Here is a 17,338-nt window from a genome sequence, read left to right on the forward strand (position 1 = left end):
GCGCACGGCAGGCTCAGTCGGTGCCGCGCCCCAGCTCCCACAGGTGGAGGTCGGCGCCCGAGTCGATCGCCCATTCGACGCCGCTCAGGTCCTCGCGGGAGACGGCGTACTGCTTGCCCTGCCAGAGCGGGAGGACGGGCACGTCCCGGGCGACGATGTCCTGGAGCCGTTCGAAGGCGGGCGCGGCGGCGCCCCGGTCGGCCTGGCGGCGGGAGCGCGCGATGAGGGTCCGGGCCTCGTCGGAGGTGTAGGGCGAGCCGAGGAAGTTGTCCGCGCCGAGGAAGGGCGCCGTGTAGTTGTCGGGGTCCGGGAAGTCGGGGAACCAGCCCATGCCGTAGGCGGCGTAGTCGCCTCGGAGTTCGGCGGGCCGGTAGCGGGTCCACGGGGTGCCCTCGACGGTGACGTCGAAGAGTCCGGTGTCGTTGAGCTGCTTCTTCAGCACCTGGAACTCGGTGGCGGTGTCCCGGCCGTAGTGGTCGTCGGTGTAGTGCAGGGTGAAGCGCACGGGGGTGCGGATCTTCGCCTTCTTGAGCAGGGCGGCGGCCTTGGCCGCGCTGGGTTCGCCGTAGGTGCTGTAGAACGCGTTGTCGTGGGCGGTGATCCCGCTCGGGATGAGTGAGTACAGCGGCTCGACGGTGGCGCCGTAGACCTTGCCGGCGATGTCGCCCCGGTCGACCACCTGGGCGACGGCCTGGCGGACGGCCCTGTTCCGGAGGGCGGGTTCCTCGGTGTCGAAGCCGAGGTAGCTGATGGCGAGCCCGGGCATCTCGGTGAGCCGGACCCCGTCCTCGGGCTCGGCCAGCATCCGCTGGACCCGGTCGGCGGGGACGGTGCGGGCCATCATGTCGATCTTCTCGGCGTCGAACGCCTTGCCCATGGCGGTGGCGTCGGGAAAGAGGTCGAGTTCGACGGATTCGCTCCGCACGTCGTAGCGCCCCCGGTAGTGGGGATTCCTGGTGAAGGCGATTTTCACAACCCGTCCGGATTTCACTTCCGGCTTCATGGTGTACGGCCCCGAGCCGTCCACCTGGAATCCGCTGCGGGCGGAATTCGCGGGGTACTGGTCGCGCGGGACGATTCCGGCGGGCGGCGTGGCCAGCTTGTACGGGAAGGTGGCGTCGGGGGTCCTGAGGTGGAAGACGACCTCGCGGGTGCCGGTGGTCTCGACGGTGTCGATGTTGTCCAGGAGGGCGGCGGGCCCGTTGACGGCCTTGATGCGCCGCACCCGGTCGAGGGAGTACTTGACGTCGTCGGCGGTGACCGGGGTGCCGTCGGCGAAAGTGAGCCCGGCGCGCAGCCGGCAGCGGTAGCTCTCGCTCTCGCGGTCCGTGAAGCCGCAGCTCTCGGCCGCTTCGGGGACCGGGAGGCCGCCGCCGCGCGGCGTGGCCATCAGGGTCTGCACGGTCTGCCGCAGGACGTTCCAGACGCCCGCCTCGTAGCCGACGGCCGGGTCGAGCGGGGCGGGCGCTTCGGCGGAGGCGGCGATCCGGTCCGTGGTGCCGACGACGATGGCACCGCTGCCGCCTCCGGTGGTGCCGACGTCCGCCATGCCGCAGCCGGCGAGCACGGGCGCCAGGAGGCCCGCGACGGCCGGCAGCACCAGGGTCTTGCGTTTCATGGTGGCCGTTCTCCCTCATCGGTTCAGGGAGGAAGACATTAGCGGGCGCGTTCCGGAATACCGGAAGGGGCCGTGCACGGCATTCTTTCGCACGGCCACCGCGAGAGCTTTGCCTTTCCTTCACGGGAATACTCTCGGTGCCCGCTCCAGCGCATTCAGTTGATAAGGCTCCGGAGGAATGTGAGATTGACTTCTTCCAGCGAGGCCATGACGACCCGGCCCTCGGCGGGCGCGATCGGGGAGACCGAGGGCACGGCGACCACCCGGCAGCCCGCGGCCTCGGCGGCGGCGACCCCGGTCGCCGTGTCCTCGACGACAGCGCACAGCCGGGGGTCGACGCCGAAGCCGCGCGCGGCGGTGAGATAGGGCTCGGGGTGCGGCTTGGTGCGGGTGACCTCGTCGCCGGCGACGGTGAGCGCGAAGTGGTGGTGGCCCACCGAGTCCAGGACGCGGTCGATGATGCGGCGGTGCGAGGCGGAGACGAGGGCCGTCGGGATCTCGTGCCGGTGCAGTTCGGCGAGGAGGCGAGCGGCGCCGGGCATCAGCGGCACCCCGTTGCCGATGCGCTTCTCGAACCGGTCGTTGAGCAGTACGGCGGCCTCGTCGAGGGTGATGTCCGCGCCGGTCGCCTCGATGAGGTATCCGGTGCTGCGGGACATGGGCCCGCCGACGACCACCTCCCGCCATGCTTCGTCCAGCCGGTGGCCGAGGCCGGCGAAGACCTCGACCTCGACGTCCCACCAGAAGCCCTCGGTGTCGACCAGGGTGCCGTCCATGTCGAGAAAGACGGCCTGGAGGGCAGCGCCCTTTGCCGTGCGGGTCAGGGACGCGGGAACCGTACTGGTCATCCGGCACACCTTCCATGAGGGACGAGAAGGCCGGCCACCCGTCCCGGAGGATGGGCGACCGGCCTGCGCTGGACCGACCAGTGTACGACGTGATCGGCTACGACGCGTCGAACGGAGCCTTACCGCGCGTTGAAGTACTTCGCCTCCGGGTGGTGGATGACGATCGCGTCGGTCGACTGCTCGGGGTGCAGCTGGAACTCCTCGGAGAGGTGGACGCCGATCCGCTCCGGCTGGAGCAGGGCCGCGATCTTGGCGCGGTCCTCCAGGTCCGGGCAGGCGCCGTAGCCCAGCGAGAAGCGCGCGCCCCGGTACTTCAGGGCGAACATGTCCTCGACGTCCGCCGGGTCCTCCCCCGCGAAGCCCAGCTCCGAGCGGACCCGGGCGTGCCAGTACTCGGCGAGTGCCTCGGCGAGCTGGACGGAGAGGCCGTGCAGCTCCAGGTAGTCGCGGTAGGCGTTGGCCTCGAAGAGCTTGGCGGTCTCGCCGCCGATCCTGGAGCCGACGGTGACGACCTGGAGGCCGATGACGTCCGTCTCGCCGGACTCCTCGGGGCGGAAGAAGTCCGCCAGGCAGAGGCGGCGGCCGCGGCGCTGGCGCGGGAAGGTGAAGCGGGTGCGCTCGGAGCCGTCCTCGTGGAGCAGGATCAGGTCGTCGCCCTTGGAGACGCAGGGGTAGTAGCCGTAGACGACGGCCGCTTCGAGCAGGTTGTCGGTCTGGAGCCGGTCGAGGAGGCCGCGAAGCCGCGGGCGTCCCTCGCTCTCGGCGAGCTGCTCGTACGTGGGTCCGTCGCCCGCCCTGGCCTGCTTGAGGCCCCACTGGCCCTTGAAGAGGGCGCCCTCGTCCAGCCAGGAGGCGTACTCCTTGAGCTGGATGCCCTTGACGACCCGGCTGCCCCAGAACGGCGGGGTCGGGACCGGGTTGGTGACGGAGACGTCGGAGCGGACGCCCTCCTCCGGCTCGTCCACCTCCAGGACGGCGGTGTCCCGCTTGGGGACGCGGCGCTGCTTCAGCTCGGGGAGGGTGGCGCCGGGCACGCCGCGCTTGACGGCGATGAGCGCGTCCATCAGGCGCAGGCCCTCGAAGGCGTCGCGCGCGTAGCGCACCTCGCCCTCGTAGATCTCGTGGAGGTCCTGCTCGACGTAGGCGCGGGTGAGCGCGGCGCCGCCGAGGATGACGGGGTAGTCGGCGGCCAGCTTGCGCTGGTTCAGCTCCTCCAGGTTCTCCTTCATGATCACCGTGGACTTGACGAGGAGGCCGGACATCCCGATGACGTCCGCCTTGTGCTCCTCGGCGGCCTCCAGGATCGCGGAGACGGGCTGCTTGATGCCGATGTTGACGACGTTGAACCCGTTGTTGGAGAGGATGATGTCGACGAGGTTCTTGCCGATGTCGTGGACGTCGCCGCGGACGGTGGCCAGGACGATGGTGCCCTTGCCCTCGGCGTCCGACTTCTCCATGTGCGGTTCCAGGTAGGCGACCGCGCTCTTCATGACCTCGGCGGACTGGAGGACGAAGGGCAGCTGCATCTGACCGGAGCCGAAGAGCTCGCCGACGGTCTTCATGCCGTCCAGGAGGGTGTTGTTGACGATGTCGAGCGCAGGCGTGTCCTTCAGCGCCTCGGCGAGGTCGTCCTCCAGGCCGTTCTTCTCGCCGTCGATGATGCGGCGCTTGAGGCGCTCGTCCAGCGGCAGCGCGGCCAGTTCCTCGGCCTTGCCCTCCTTGAGGGACTTCATGTTGACGCCCTCGAACAGCTCCATGAGCTTCTGGAGCGGGTCGTAGCCCTCGGCGCGCCGGTCGTGGATGAGGTCGAGGGCGACCTTGACCTGCTCCTCCTCAAGACGGGCGATCGGCAGGATCTTCGAGGCGTGCACGATCGCCGAATCCAGGCCCGCCTTCACGCACTCGTCCAGGAAGACGGAGTTCAGCACGACGCGGGCGGCCGGGTTCAGACCGAAGGAGATGTTCGACAGGCCCAGGGTCGTCTGCACGTCCGGGTGGCGCTTCTTCAGCTCCCGGATCGCCTCGATGGTGGCGATCCCGTCCTTGCGGGACTCCTCCTGGCCCGTGCAGATGGTGAAGGTCAGGGTGTCGATGAGGATGTCCGACTCGTGGATGCCCCAGGTGCCGGTCAGGTCCGCGATGAGCCGTTCGGCGATGGCGACCTTGTGTTCGGCGGTACGGGCCTGGCCCTCCTCGTCGATGGTCAGCGCGATCAGCGCCGCGCCGTGCTCGGCCGCCAGCTGCGTGACCTTGGCGAAGCGGGACTCGGGCCCGTCCCCGTCCTCGTAGTTGACGGAGTTGAGGACCGCGCGGCCGCCCAGCTTCTCCAGGCCGGCCCGGAGCACGGGCAGTTCCGTGGAGTCCAGGACGATCGGCAGGGTGGAGGCGGTGGCGAACCGGCCGGCCAGCTCCTCCATGTCGGCGACGCCGTCGCGGCCCACGTAGTCCACGCACAGGTCGAGCATGTGCGCGCCCTCGCGGATCTGGTCGCGGGCCATCTCCACGCAGTCGTCCCAGCGGCCTTCGAGCATGGCCTCGCGGAACTTCCTGGACCCGTTGGCGTTCGTGCGCTCACCGATCGCCAGGTACGCCGTGTCCTGGCGGAAGGGGATGGACTGGTAGAGGGAGGCGGCGCCGGGCTCGGGGCGCGGGTCGCGGGCGGCCGGGACCGTTCCGCGTACGCGCTCGACCACCTGGCGCAGGTGCTCCGGGGTGGTGCCGCAGCAGCCGCCGACCAGCGAGAGGCCGTACTCCTGGACGAACGTCTCCTGCGCGTCGGCCAGCCCCTCGGCGTCGAGCGGGAAGTGGGCGCCGTCCTTGGTGAGGACCGGCAGTCCGGCGTTGGGCATGCAGAGCAGCGGGATGCGGGAGTGCCGGGTGAGGTAGCGCAGGTGCTCGCTCATCTCGGCCGGACCGGTCGAGCAGTTCAGCCCGATCATGTCGATGCCGAGGGGTTCCAGGGCAGTGAGGGCCGCGCCGATCTCGGAGCCCAGGAGCATGGTGCCGGTCGTCTCGAAGGCCAGCGAGCACAGCAGCGGGAGATCGCTGCCGAGTGCGTCGAGGGCGCGGCGGGCACCGAGGACGGCGGCCTTGGTCTGGAGGAGGTCCTGCGTCGTCTCCACGATCAGCGCGTCGGCTCCGCCGGCGATCAGGCCCTCGGCGTTCGCCTGGAAGCCGTCGCGGATGGTGGCGTACGGGATGTGGCCCAGGGTCGGCAGCTTGGTCCCGGGGCCCATCGAGCCGAGCACCCAGCGCTGCTCACCGGTGGACGCGGTGTACTTGTCGGCGACCTCGCGGGCGATACGCGCACCGGCCTCCGAGAGCTCCTGGACGCGCTCGGGGATGTCGTACTCGCCGAGGGCCGCCGTGTTGGCACCGAAGGTGTTGGTCTCGACGCAGTCGACGCCGACGGCGAAGTACGCCTCGTGGACGGAGCGCACGATGTCCGGCCGGGTGAGGTTGAGGATCTCGTTGCAGCCTTCGAGGTTCTCGAAGTCCGCGAGCGTGGGGTCCTGGGCCTGGAGCATGGTGCCCATGGCACCGTCGGCCACCACTACTCGGGTGGCGAGCGCCTCGCGGAGGGCTGCGGCTCGGTTCCGGCTGTCGGCGGAAGGGGTCGGCGACGAGGCCATGGATGTACTCCCTGGGATGCGACGGCTGTCGGCTTTGCGTCTTCGGCGGAAGGCGCACCCGGCCAGGGTAGCCGGGCCCCGACGTGGGCCGTCACTCTGTCCCACGAGCCGGACGGCATCCTGATGACGGGGGTTCCGGTGGCGCGAGGTGCTGCGGACTTCTCCCGCGGCCGAGCGGGGGTCGGCATCGACCGATAGTGTTCAGCATTGTCGAACGAGGTGGAGGAGTACGGCGCGATGGCCAAGAACATCCAGTCGCTGGAGCGGGCGGCCGCGATGCTGCGCCTGCTGGCAGGCGGTGAGCGGCGGCTCGGGCTGTCCGACATCGCCTCCTCACTGGGCCTGGCCAAGGGCACCGCACACGGCATCCTGCGCACCCTCCAGCACGAGGGCTTCGTGGAGCAGGACGCCGCCTCGGGCCGCTACCAGCTGGGCGCGGAACTGCTGCGCCTGGGCAACAGCTACCTCGACGTCCACGAGCTGCGGGCCCGGGCCCTGGTCTGGACGGACGACCTGGCCCGGTCCAGCGGCGAGAGCGTCCACCTCGGCGTGCTGCACCAGCAGGGCGTGCTCATCGTCCACCACGTCTTCCGGCCCGACGACAGCCGCCAGGTCCTGGAGGTGGGCGCCATGCAGCCGCTGCACTCCACGGCCCTGGGCAAGGTGCTGGCCGCGTACGACCCGGTGGCGCACACCGAGGCGGTGGAGGCGGAACGGCAGTCGTTCACGCCCCGGACGGTGACCGGCGCCGAGGAGTTCGAGGCCGTGCTCGACGGGGTCCGGGCCCGGGGCTGGGGGTCCGACGTGGAGGAGACCTGGGAGGGCGTCGCCGCGGTGGCCGCCCCGATCCACGACCGGCGCCGGATGCCGGTCGGGGCCATAGCCGTGACGGGTGCGGTGGAGCGGTTCTGCAAGGACGGCGAGCTGCGCCCGGAGCTGGTCGCGGCGGTCCGCGACTGCGCCCGCGCGGTCTCGCGGGATTTGGGCGCCAGGCGCTTCTGAGCCGCCCGCGCACCCGGCCGGCTTCCCTCGTAACGATCGATTCGTACGTCACATCCCTCTTGACGCTGCCTTCACCCGGGAGAAACACTGCCGTTCACCGGTCGGCATTGTCGAACACTTAACGGATATTCGCGTTAGGGTGTGACCGTGCCAGGGCCGGCCAAGCCCTCCCACGAGGGCGCGGACCACCGGCGGGACCCGGGGTTCGGCTTCCCTGGACCAAGGACAAAGGAGTCGCGGGTGTCCAGCTCCGACATCTTCATCGGCGAGACCATCGGTACCGCCGTACTCATCCTGCTCGGCGGCGGTGTCTGTGCCGCCGTCACGCTCAAGCACTCGAAGGCGCAGAACGCCGGCTGGGTCGCCATCACCTTCGGGTGGGGCTTCGCGGTGCTGACCGGCGCGTATATCGCCGGCGGCGTGTCGGGCGCGCATCTCAACCCGGCCGTCACCATCGGCCTGGCGATCGAGGGCGGCACGAAGTGGAGCGACGTACCGCTCTACCTCGCCTCCGAACTGCTCGGCGCGATGATCGGAGCGGTGCTGGTCTGGCTGACCTACTACGGGCAGTTCCGGGCCCATCTCACCGATCCGGAGGTCCTGCGCACCCATTCGGGTGAGGAGGGCATGGTCGACCAGGCCGCGGCCCCCGCGGCGGGACCGGTCCTCGGTGTCTTCTCGACCGGCCCCGAGATCCGCAACGCCGTGCAGAACGTCCTCACCGAGATCATCGCCACCGTCGTGCTGGTGCTCGCCATCCTCACCCAGGGCCTCAACGACAAGGGCAACGGGCTCGGCGCGCTGGGGGCGCTGATCACCGCTCTGGTCGTCGTCGGCATCGGCCTGTCGCTCGGCGGGCCCACGGGCTACGCGATCAACCCGGTCCGCGACCTCGGCCCGCGTATCGTGCACGCGCTGCTTCCGCTGCCGAACAAGGGCGGCTCCGACTGGGGCTACGCGTGGGTCCCCGTCGTCGGCCCGCTGATCGGCGGCGCCCTGGCGGGCGGCCTCTACAACCTCGCGTTCGCCTGACCCGCCCTCACACCCCACCGCACAGACCTCCGGGAGCACACCGTGACCGACGCACACACCACCGGCAGCCACGGCGCCGGGCCGTTCATCGCGGCCATCGACCAAGGCACGACCTCCAGCCGCTGCATCGTCTTCGACAAGGACGGGCGGATCGTCTCCGTCGACCAGAAGGAGCACGAGCAGATCTTCCCCAAGCCGGGCTGGGTCGAACATGACGCGGCCGAGATCTGGGCGAACGTCCAGGAAGTCGTCGCCGGGGCGATCTCCAAGGCGGGCATCACCGCCGCCGACGTCAAGGCGATCGGCATCACCAACCAGCGCGAGACCACCCTGCTGTGGGACAAGCACACCGGTGAGCCCGTCCACAACGCCCTCGTCTGGCAGGACACGCGTACCGACGCGCTCTGCAAGGAACTCGGCCGCAACGTCGGCCAGGACCGCTTCCGCCGCGAGACCGGGCTGCCGCTCGCCTCGTACTTCGCCGGGCCCAAGGTGCGCTGGCTGCTCGACAACGTCGAGGGGCTGCGCGAGCGGGCCGAGCGCGGCGACATCCTCTTCGGCACGATGGACTCCTGGGTCATCTGGAACCTGACCGGCGGCACCGACGGCGGCGTCCACGTCACCGACGTCACCAACGCCTCGCGCACCCTCCTGATGAACCTGCACACCATGCAGTGGGACGAGAAGATCTGCTCCTCCATCGGCGTGCCGCCGGCCGTGCTGCCCGAGATCCGGTCCTCCGCCGAGGTCTACGGCACCACCAGGGGCGGCGTGCTCGACGGAGTGCCGGTGGCCTCCGCGCTGGGCGACCAGCAGGCGGCGCTGTTCGGCCAGACCTGCTTCTCCGAGGGCGAGGCCAAGTCCACGTACGGCACCGGCACCTTCATGCTGATGAACACCGGCGAGACGCCCGTCAACTCCTACAACGGTCTGCTGACGACGGTCGGCTACCGGATCGGCGACCAGAAGGCGGTGTACGCCCTGGAGGGGTCGATCGCCGTCACCGGTTCGCTGGTCCAGTGGATGCGCGACCAGATGGGGCTGATCCAGTCCGCCGCCGAGATCGAGACCCTGGCCTCCTCGGTGGAGGACAACGGCGGCGCCTATTTCGTGCCGGCGTTCTCCGGCCTGTTCGCCCCGTACTGGCGCCCGGACGCCCGGGGTGTCATCGCCGGTCTCACCCGTTACGTCACCAAGGCGCACATCGCCCGTGCCGTACTGGAGGCCACCGCCTGGCAGACGCGCGAGATCAGCGACGCTATGACGAAGGACTCCGGCGTCGAGCTGACCTCGCTCAAGGTCGACGGCGGCATGACCTCCAACAACCTGCTGATGCAGACGCTCGCCGACTTCCTGGACGCGCCCGTGGTGCGCCCGATGGTCGCCGAGACCACCTGCCTCGGCGCCGCCTACGCCGCCGGCCTGGCCGTCGGCTTCTGGCCGGACACCGACGCGCTGCGCGCCAACTGGCGCCGCGCCGCCGAGTGGACCCCCCGCATGGACGCGGACACCCGCGCCCGCGAGTACAAGAGCTGGCTCAAGGCCGTGGAACGCACCATGGGCTGGCTCGACGACGAGGAGTAGACGACATGACCACCCTGCAGAGCGTCCCCGCACTCGGGACGCATCCGGCCTCCGGCTCCCTCCCGAGCCGTGCCGAGACCCGGGAGCAGCTCTCCAAGGCGACGTACGACCTCCTGGTGATCGGCGGCGGCATCCTGGGCATCTCCACCGCCTGGCACGCCGCGCAGTCCGGACTGCGGGTGGCCCTGGTGGACGCCGGTGACTTCGCCGGCGCCACCTCTTCCGCCTCCTCCAAGCTGCTCCACGGCGGTCTGCGCTACCTCCAGACCGGTGCGGTGAAGCTGGTGGCGGAGAACCACTTCGAGCGCCGTGCGGTCTCCCGCCAGGTCGCCCCGCACCTGGCCAACCCGCTCACCTTCTACCTGCCGGTCTACAAGGGCGGGCCGCACGGCGCGGCGAAGCTCGGCGCGGGCGTGTTCGCGTACTCGGCGCTGTCCGCCTTCGGTGACGGTGTCGGCCATGTGATCAGTCCGGCGCGGGCGGTTCGCGACGTCCCGGAGCTGCGTACGGACAATCTGCGGGCCGTCGCGGTGTACGGCGACGACCAGATGAACGACGCGCGGATGGCGCTGATGACGGTCCGCGCGGCCGTCGACGCGGGCGCGGTGGTGCTGAACCACGCGGCGGTGACCGGGCTGCGGTTCACCCGGGGCCGGGTGACGGGCGCGGAGCTGCGGGACTCCATGGACGGTACGGAGTTCGGGGTGACCGCCCGGCTGGTGCTGAACGCGACCGGGCCGTGGGTGGACCACCTGCGGAAGATGGAGGACCCGAACGCGGCGCCCTCCATACGCCTGTCCAAGGGCGCCCACCTGGTGCTGAAGCGGACCCGGCCGTGGAAGGCCGCGCTGGCCACCCCGATCGACAAGTACCGCATCACGTTCGCCCTGCCCTGGGAGGACATGCTGCTGCTCGGCACGACGGACGAGGCGTACGAGGGTGACCCGGCGGATGTCGCGGTGACCGAGAAGGACACCGCGCAGATCCTGGACGAGGCCGCGTTCTCGGTACGGGACCAGCAGCTGTCCCGGGACCTGATCACCTACTCCTTCGCCGGGCTGCGGGTGCTGCCCGGCGGGCCCGGCGACACCTCGAAGGCCAAGCGCGAGACGGTCGTGACGGAGGGCCGGGGCGGGATGCTGTCGGTGGCCGGCGGCAAGTGGACGACCTTCCGCCACATCGGCCGTACGGTGATGAACAAGCTGGCCGCGCTGCCCGGGCACCCGCTGGCTGAGGACATGGAGCCGATGGCCCGGCTGCCGAGGAAGCTGCCGCTGCCCGGGATCGCCAGCCCGAACGCGGTGGCGCACCGGCTGCTGGTGGACGGCGGGACGCCCGGTCCCCGGATGGCCGCCGACACCGCGCGCCATCTGGCCACGCACTACGGTTCGCTCGCCTTCGACATCGCCCGGACGGCCAACGAGAACCCGGCGCTGGCCGAGCGGATCCACCCGGACGCCCCGGAGGTGTGGGCGCAGGTCGCCTACGCCCGGGACCACGAGTGGGCCGAGACCGCGGACGACGTGCTGCGGCGGCGGACGACGCTGACGATCCGGGGCCTGGCGACGGACGAGGTCCGGGCCGGTGTGGAGAAGATGCTCGGCGAGCGGCGCGGCTGAGCGGACGGGCCGGACGGCCGGGCGGACCGTACGTCGGTCCGACGGTCGTACCGGCCTTCTCCATGGCCGCATAATGGGGCGATACATCGGATGTCTGGAGGTCGCCCATGGCTGTCACCGACGAGGCCATCGAGAAGATCAAGGGAATGATCGTCTCGGGTGCGCTACGGCCCGGCGATCGTCTCCCCAAGGAGAGCGAACTCGCCTCTGAGCTGGGCCTTTCCCGCAACTCGCTGCGGGAGGCGGTGCGCGCCCTGTCGCTGATCCGCATTCTCGACGTCCGCCAGGGCGACGGCACGTATGTGACGAGCCTCGACCCGCAGCTGCTGCTCGAAGCGCTGAGCTTCGTCGTGGACTTCCACCGGGACGACACCGTGCTGGAGTTCCTGGCGGTGCGCCGCATCCTGGAGCCCGCCGCGACGGCGATGGCGGCGAGCCGGATCGGCGAGGACCAGCTGGACGCGCTGAGCGCGCAGCTCGACGCGCTGGGCGAGCATCCGTCGGTGGAGGAGCTGGTCGCCTGCGACCTGGACTTCCACCGGGGCATCGTCCAGTCGTCCGGCAACTCGGTGCTCTGCTCGCTGCTGGACGGGCTCTCGGGGCCGACGACGCGGGCGCGGGTGTGGCGCGGGCTGACGCAGGAGGACGCGGTGAGCCGGACGCTGCATGAGCACCGGGCGATTCTGGCGGCGCTGCGGGACCGCGACGCGGAGGCTGCGCGGGCGTGGGCCACGGTGCATGTGGCGAGTGTGGAGCAGTGGTTGCGGTCCACGCTGTGACCGTTCCGGGGCCCCGTCCCGGGCCCCGCACCGTTGACCGACGATGCGCGGTCCGGCTCGGCTTGGCGGCGGTGCGGCGGATTCAGCTGCCGGCGGGGCGCAGGCGCAGGCCCTGCATCCCGCCGTCGACCGCCAGGGCGGTGCCCGTCACGGAGGCCGCGGCGGAACTGGCGAGGTAGACGACCGCGGCGGCCACCTCGTCGGCCGAGACCAGCCGGCCCAGCGGCTGCCGGGCGTCGAGGGCGGCGCGTTCGGCGGCCGGGTCCTCCGCCTGGTCGAGCAGGCGGCCGATCCACGGGGTGTCGGCGGTACCCGGGTTGACGCAGTTGACGCGGACGCCCTCGCGCACGTGGTCGGCGGCCATGGCGAGGGTGAGCGCGAGAACGGCGCCCTTGCTCGCGCTGTACAGGGCGCGCTGGGGCAGCCCGGCGGTCGCGGCGATGGAGCAGGTGTGGGTGATGGACACCGCTCCGGGGCGCGCGGCGGCCGCGCGGCGCAGGTGCGGCAGGGCGTGCCGGGCGGCCCGGACCATGCCGAGGACGTTGATGTCGAGGACCCGGGCCCACTCGGTGTCGTCGTTGTCCTCGACGGTGCCGATGGCGCCGATGCCCGCGTTGGAGACGAGGGTGTGCAGGGAGCCCAGCTCGGCGGCGGCCCGGTCCACCCCGGCGCGCACGGCGGCGTCGTCGGTGACGTCGGCCTCGACGGCGAGGGCGCCCCGGGGTGCGCCGGAGGTGTCCCGGTCCAGGACGGCGACCTGGGCCCCGCGCTCCAGGAGCAGGGCGGTGACGGCGGCCCCGATGCCGGAGGCGCCTCCGGTCACCAGGGCGTTGATCCCCTCGAAGTCGCGTGTGCCGGTCATCGGCTCTCCTCCTTCTCGTGGCACCGGGTCCGCCAGACGGGGCCCTGCGGGTAGCGGTGTGCGGCGATGGACTCGGGGCGCATCCTGGCCGAGAAGCCGGGGGACGCCGGGGCGGTGTAGCGGCCGTTCACGATGACGGCAGGGTCGGTGAAGTGCTCGTGGAGGTGGTCGACGTACTCGATCACCCGGTTTTCGCGGGTGCCGGAGACGGCCACGTAGTCGAACATCGAGAGGTGCTGGACGAGTTCGCAGAGCCCGACGCCGCCCGCGTGCGGGCAGACCGGGACGCCGTACTTGGCGGCGAGCAGCAGGATCGCCAGGTTCTCGTTGACACCGGCGACGCGTGCGGCGTCGATCTGGACGAAGTCGACGGCCCCGGCCTGGAGGAGCTGCTTGAACACGACCCGGTTGGCGACGTGTTCCCCGGTGGCGACCTTGACCGGCTGTCCGGCGCGGACAGCGGCGTGGCCGAGTACGTCGTCCGGGCTGGTGGGCTCCTCGATCCAGTGCGGGTCGTACGGGGCGAGCTCGGTCATCCACGCGACGGCGTCGGCGACGTCCCACCGCTGGTTGGCGTCGACGGCGATCCGGACGCCGGGTCCGACGGCCTCGCGGGCCAGCGCCATCCGGCGGACGTCGTCCTCGACCCGGCCGCCGACCTTGAGCTTGATCTGGGTGAAACCGTCGGCCACGGCCTGCTTGGCCAGCCGGACCAGCTTGTCGTCGGAGTAGCCGAGCCAGCCGGGCGAGGTGGTGTACGCGGGGTAGCCCTCGGCTCGCAGCCGGGCGGCGCGTTCGGCGCGGCCCGGTTCGGCGGCGCGCAGCACGGCCAGCGCCTCGTCGGGGGTGAGGGCGTCGGTGAGGTAGCGGAAGTCGACGAGGGAGACCAGCTCCTCCGGGGTCATCCCGGCCAGGAACTCCCAGACGGGTCTGCCCGCCAGCTTGGCCGCCAGGTCCCAGGCGGCGTTGACCACCGCGCCGGCCGCCATGTGCGTCACGCCCTTCTCGGGCCCGAGCCAGCGCAGTTGCGAGTCGTGCGTGAGGTCCCGGTACAGGGCGCCGAGACCGGCGGCCGTCCGCGGCACGGGGCGCCCGGTCAGGTAGGGGCGCAGGGCCTCGATCGCCGCGGCCATGACCTCGTTGCCGCGGCCGATGGTGAAGCAGAAGCCATGGCCTTCGACCGCCTCGCCGTCCGGACCGGCGGCGTCGGTCCGCAGGACGACGTAGGCGGCCGAGTAGTCGGGGTCGGGGTTCATGGCGTCCGAGCCGTCCAGTTGTTCCGAGGTCGGAAACCGGATGTCGTGGACCTCGACATCCGTGACGGTCTGACTCATGCGCGCCCCCAGGGAAAATAACATCGGACCTCTGGTGTGGTCATCCGATGTATAGCTGCCCTGGGGGGCACAAGTCCAGAGACGGGCGCACCTTTTCCCTCGACAGCTCGGATGTATGGGCGGTGCGTTGCCCCACCGGGCGGCCCTCGCACCTCGATGCGCAGGGTTCACCCGGCCGTGCACGGGGGCTGCGGTACGGGAGGCCGCAGGCCGTAAGGTTGTCCCGTACGCAAGGGAACTTCGGAAGGAGGCTGGGGTGATCGAGCTCGAGGGTGTTCCCGAGCTGGTCGACCCGGTCATGGTGGCCGCGTTCGAGGGGTGGAACGACGCGGGTGACGCCGCCTCCACAGCGGTCGCGCATCTGGACCGGGAGTGGAAGGGCGAGGTGTTCGCGGCGCTGGACGCCGAGGACTACTACGACTTCCAGGTCAACCGCCCGACGGTGTGGATGGACAACGGGGTACGCAAGATCACCTGGCCGACGACCCGGCTCTCCGTGGTGCGCGTCGGCGGGGACAAGCCCCGCGACCTGGTCCTGGTGCGGGGTATCGAACCGTCCATGCGCTGGCGCTCGTTCTGCAACGAGCTGCTGGGCTTCGCGCACGAACTGGGCGTCGAGATGGTGGTGGTGCTGGGCGCACTGCTCGGCGACACCCCGCACACCCGCCCGGTCCCGGTCAGCGGCGTCACGTCCGACCCCGATCTGGCGCGCACCATGGACCTGGAGGAGACCAGGTACGAGGGCCCGACCGGCATCGTCGGCATCCTCCAGGAGGCGTGCACGCACGCCGGGGTGCCCGCGGTGAGCCTGTGGGCGGCGGTGCCGCACTACGTGTCGCAGCCGCCCAACCCCAAGGCGACGCTGGCCCTGCTGAACCGTCTGGAGGACCTCCTCGGGCTGCGCATCCCGCTCGGCGAGCTGCCGGAGGACGCGCGCGCCTGGCAGGTCGGCGTCGACCAACTGGCCGCCGAGGACAGCGAGGTGGCCGAGTACGTGCAGACGCTGGAGGAGGCGCGGGACACCGCGGAGCTGCCGGAGGCGAGCGGCGAGGCGATCGCCCGCGAGTTCGAACGCTATCTGCGGCGCCGCGATCCGGGCCCCGGGCAGCCGCCCGGCGGCCACGCCACGGAGAGCGGCGACGCGACGTACCTCCGGGACACGTCGAGCGGCCGGACGAGGCCACCCAAGCCGATCCGGCCGGAGGCGGAGCCCGGCCGGCCGGGCAGTCCCGCCCAACCCGAGGATCCCGGCCGTCCGGCGACCGGCCGGCCCCGGGCCGACGGGCCGGGCGACCGGTCCGCGGGCCCGGATGGCGGCCCGGCGAAGACGCCGGACGACGCCGCCCCGGACACCTCCCGCACGGACGACGACCGCGCGGACGACGGCGGGCCGGCCGACGGCCCCGCCGACAGCGGACCGGCGGACGGTGACGGCCCCGACGGCCCCCCGTCGTCGCGGAACTGAGCACGGCACGGAGCCGGGCGGGTGCGAGCCCGCCCGGCTCCGCCGCTGTGTGACCGCTGATCAGGAACAGTTGAAGCGCGCCGCGGCCCAGTCGCCGTGGTCGCCGGTCCTGGACCCGTTCGTGTCCGTGACCTTGAGGCGCACGTGCCGCGCCCCGTCGAGCGCCCCGTCGACCGGCACGGTCTTTGACGCCCCGGTCACCTATAGAGCGCTTTTAGCGCAGCATCAAGCATGTGACGACGGACAGAACGGAACCGGCCCCGGACTTCGTGAAGAAGTCCGGGGCCGGTGAAGTCGGCCGCTACGACGGAGGGTTACGGAAGAAGCTACAGGGCCACGCCGAGGAGGGCGTCCACGGTGCGGGAGACCAGACCGGGCGCCCCCTCGTCCGTACCGCCCTCGGCGGCCTGCCGCTCGGCCCACCGGTCGACGGCGGCCAGCGCGGCCGGGGCGTCCAGGTCGTCGGCGAGAGCCGCGCGGACCTCCTCGACCAGGGCGTCGGCGGGCAGCCCGTCGGGGCGGGAGACGGCGGCGCGCCAGCGGTCGAGCCGTGCCACGGCGTCGGCGAGCACCTGGTCGGTCCACTCCCAGTCGGAGCGGTAGTGGTGGGCGAGCAGCGCGAGGCGGATCGCGGCCGGGTCCACGCCGTCGCGGCGCAGCGCGGAGACGAAGACGAGGTTGCCCTTGGACTTGGACATCTTCTCGCCGTCCAGGCCGACCATGCCCGCGTGGACGTACGCCTGGGCGAAGGGGTGCTCGCCGGTCAGCACCTGGGCGTGCGAGGCGCCCATCTCGTGGTGCGGGAAGGCGAGGTCGGAGCCACCGCCCTGGACGTCGAAGCCCATGCCGAGGTGGTCGAGGGCGATGGCCACGCACTCGATGTGCCAGCCGGGCCGGCCGGCGCCGAGGGAGCCGCCGTCCCAGCTCGGCTCGCCCTCGCGGGCGGCCATCCAGAGCATCGGGTCGAGCGGGTTCTTCTTGCCGGGGCGCTCCGGGTCGCCGCCGCGTTCGGCGGAGAGCAGGCGCATCGCCTCGGCGTCGAGGTTCGAGACCTCGCCGAAGTGCGGGTCGGTGTCGACGGAGAAGTAGATGTCGCCGTCGAGCTCGTAGGCGGCGCCCGCGTCGCGGAGCCGTTCCACGAGCGGCACGATGCCGGGTATCGCCTCGACGGCTCCGATGTAGTGGCGCGGCGGGAGCATGCGGAGCGCGGTCATGTCCTCCCGGAACAGGGCCGTCTCGCGCTCCGCGAGCTCGGTCCAGTCCTGTCCGTCGCGCACGGCCCGCTCCAGCAGCGGGTCGTCCACGTCCGTCACGTTCTGGACGTAGTGAACCTGCCGCTTGGTGTCGAGCCACACGCGCTGCACGAGGTCGAACGCGTTGTAGGTCGCCGCATGACCCATGTGGGTCGCGTCGTACGGCGTGATGCCGCAGACGTAGATGCGGGCGACGGGACCGGGGTCAAGGGTGATCCGTCCGCCGGTCGCGGTGTCGTGGATCCGAAGGTCGCGGCCCTTGCCGGGCAGGGCGGGGACCTCAGAAGCGGGCCAGGCATGCATGCCACGA

At 71.5% G+C, this 17,338-nt stretch carries 12 protein-coding genes and 1 pseudogene; 6 read left to right on the forward strand and 7 right to left on the reverse strand.

The genetic code is table 11. The features are described 5' to 3' along the window. Positions 1 to 13: 13 nt before the first annotated feature. The 3 genes from ACLQ2N_RS30130 to metH all read right to left on the reverse strand — a co-directional run bounded on the left by ACLQ2N_RS30130 (position 14) and on the right by metH (position 6,098). Entirely contained in the window at positions 14 to 1,618 is a 1,605-nt protein-coding gene (locus tag ACLQ2N_RS30130) for an ABC transporter substrate-binding protein (RefSeq protein ID WP_425817925.1), read from the reverse strand. Positions 1,619 to 1,773: 155 nt separating this feature from the next. After that, entirely contained in the window at positions 1,774 to 2,466 is a 693-nt protein-coding gene (locus ACLQ2N_RS30135) for an HAD family hydrolase (RefSeq protein ID WP_425817927.1), read from the reverse strand. A gap of 119 nt (positions 2,467 to 2,585) precedes the next feature. Continuing rightward, positions 2,586 to 6,098 carry a methionine synthase gene (gene metH, locus ACLQ2N_RS30140; RefSeq protein ID WP_425817929.1) on the reverse strand — a complete coding sequence of 1,171 codons (3,513 nt, stop codon included), beginning with the start codon at positions 6,096 to 6,098 and terminating at the stop codon, positions 2,586 to 2,588. A gap of 237 nt (positions 6,099 to 6,335) precedes the next feature. Between metH and ACLQ2N_RS30145 the strand changes: the two genes are divergently transcribed. The 5 genes from ACLQ2N_RS30145 (at position 6,336) to ACLQ2N_RS30165 (ending at position 12,114) form a co-directional block, all read left to right on the forward strand. Next, the gene (locus tag ACLQ2N_RS30145) at positions 6,336 to 7,100 is read left to right on the forward strand and encodes an IclR family transcriptional regulator (protein WP_425818179.1); all 765 of its coding nucleotides are present in this window, start codon (positions 6,336 to 6,338) and stop codon (positions 7,098 to 7,100) included. A 240-nt stretch (positions 7,101 to 7,340) separates the two neighbouring features. Next, positions 7,341 to 8,132, forward strand: a complete 792-nt coding sequence (locus ACLQ2N_RS30150; protein WP_425817931.1) for an MIP/aquaporin family protein — start codon at positions 7,341 to 7,343, stop codon at positions 8,130 to 8,132. Positions 8,133 to 8,174: 42 nt separating this feature from the next. Beyond that, positions 8,175 to 9,716 (forward strand): glycerol kinase GlpK, encoded by a 1,542-nt coding sequence (gene glpK, locus ACLQ2N_RS30155; RefSeq protein WP_425817933.1) that lies wholly within the window; start codon positions 8,175 to 8,177, stop codon positions 9,714 to 9,716. Between the two features lie 5 nt (positions 9,717 to 9,721). Continuing rightward, positions 9,722 to 11,335, forward strand: coding sequence for an FAD-dependent oxidoreductase (locus ACLQ2N_RS30160; protein ID WP_425817935.1), 1,614 nt, complete (start codon positions 9,722 to 9,724; stop codon positions 11,333 to 11,335). A gap of 107 nt (positions 11,336 to 11,442) precedes the next feature. Next, positions 11,443 to 12,114 carry a FadR/GntR family transcriptional regulator gene (locus ACLQ2N_RS30165; protein WP_425817937.1) on the forward strand — a complete coding sequence of 224 codons (672 nt, stop codon included), beginning with the start codon at positions 11,443 to 11,445 and terminating at the stop codon, positions 12,112 to 12,114. 82 nt (positions 12,115 to 12,196) lie between these two features. Here ACLQ2N_RS30165 and ACLQ2N_RS30170 read toward each other — a convergent pair whose 3' ends face one another. Together ACLQ2N_RS30170 and ACLQ2N_RS30175 are read right to left on the reverse strand one after the other, a co-directional pair. Then, positions 12,197 to 12,976, reverse strand: coding sequence for an SDR family NAD(P)-dependent oxidoreductase (locus tag ACLQ2N_RS30170; protein WP_425817939.1), 780 nt, complete (start codon positions 12,974 to 12,976; stop codon positions 12,197 to 12,199). Then, positions 12,973 to 14,310, reverse strand: coding sequence for an enolase C-terminal domain-like protein (locus ACLQ2N_RS30175; protein WP_425817941.1), 1,338 nt, complete (start codon positions 14,308 to 14,310; stop codon positions 12,973 to 12,975). Before ACLQ2N_RS30175 ends, ACLQ2N_RS30170 begins: the two co-directional genes overlap by 4 nt. A 256-nt stretch (positions 14,311 to 14,566) precedes the next feature. Between ACLQ2N_RS30175 and ACLQ2N_RS30180 the strand changes: the two genes are divergently transcribed. Continuing rightward, positions 14,567 to 15,775, forward strand: coding sequence for a PAC2 family protein (locus ACLQ2N_RS30180; protein ID WP_425817943.1), 1,209 nt, complete (start codon positions 14,567 to 14,569; stop codon positions 15,773 to 15,775). Positions 15,776 to 15,835: 60 nt separating this feature from the next. Here ACLQ2N_RS30180 and ACLQ2N_RS30185 read toward each other — a convergent pair. After that, positions 15,836 to 15,976, reverse strand: a pseudogene (locus ACLQ2N_RS30185) (NPCBM/NEW2 domain-containing protein); the annotation flags it as partial. Between the two features lie 125 nt (positions 15,977 to 16,101). Then, positions 16,102 to 17,331: a cysteine--1-D-myo-inosityl 2-amino-2-deoxy-alpha-D-glucopyranoside ligase gene (mshC, locus tag ACLQ2N_RS30190; protein ID WP_425817945.1), complete on the reverse strand. Its 1,230-nt coding sequence runs from the start codon at positions 17,329 to 17,331 to the stop codon at positions 16,102 to 16,104. Positions 17,332 to 17,338 lie beyond the last annotated feature (7 nt).

Source organism: Streptomyces sp. DT224 (genome assembly GCF_049844595.1).
Lineage (GTDB): Bacteria > Actinomycetota > Actinomycetes > Streptomycetales > Streptomycetaceae > Streptomyces.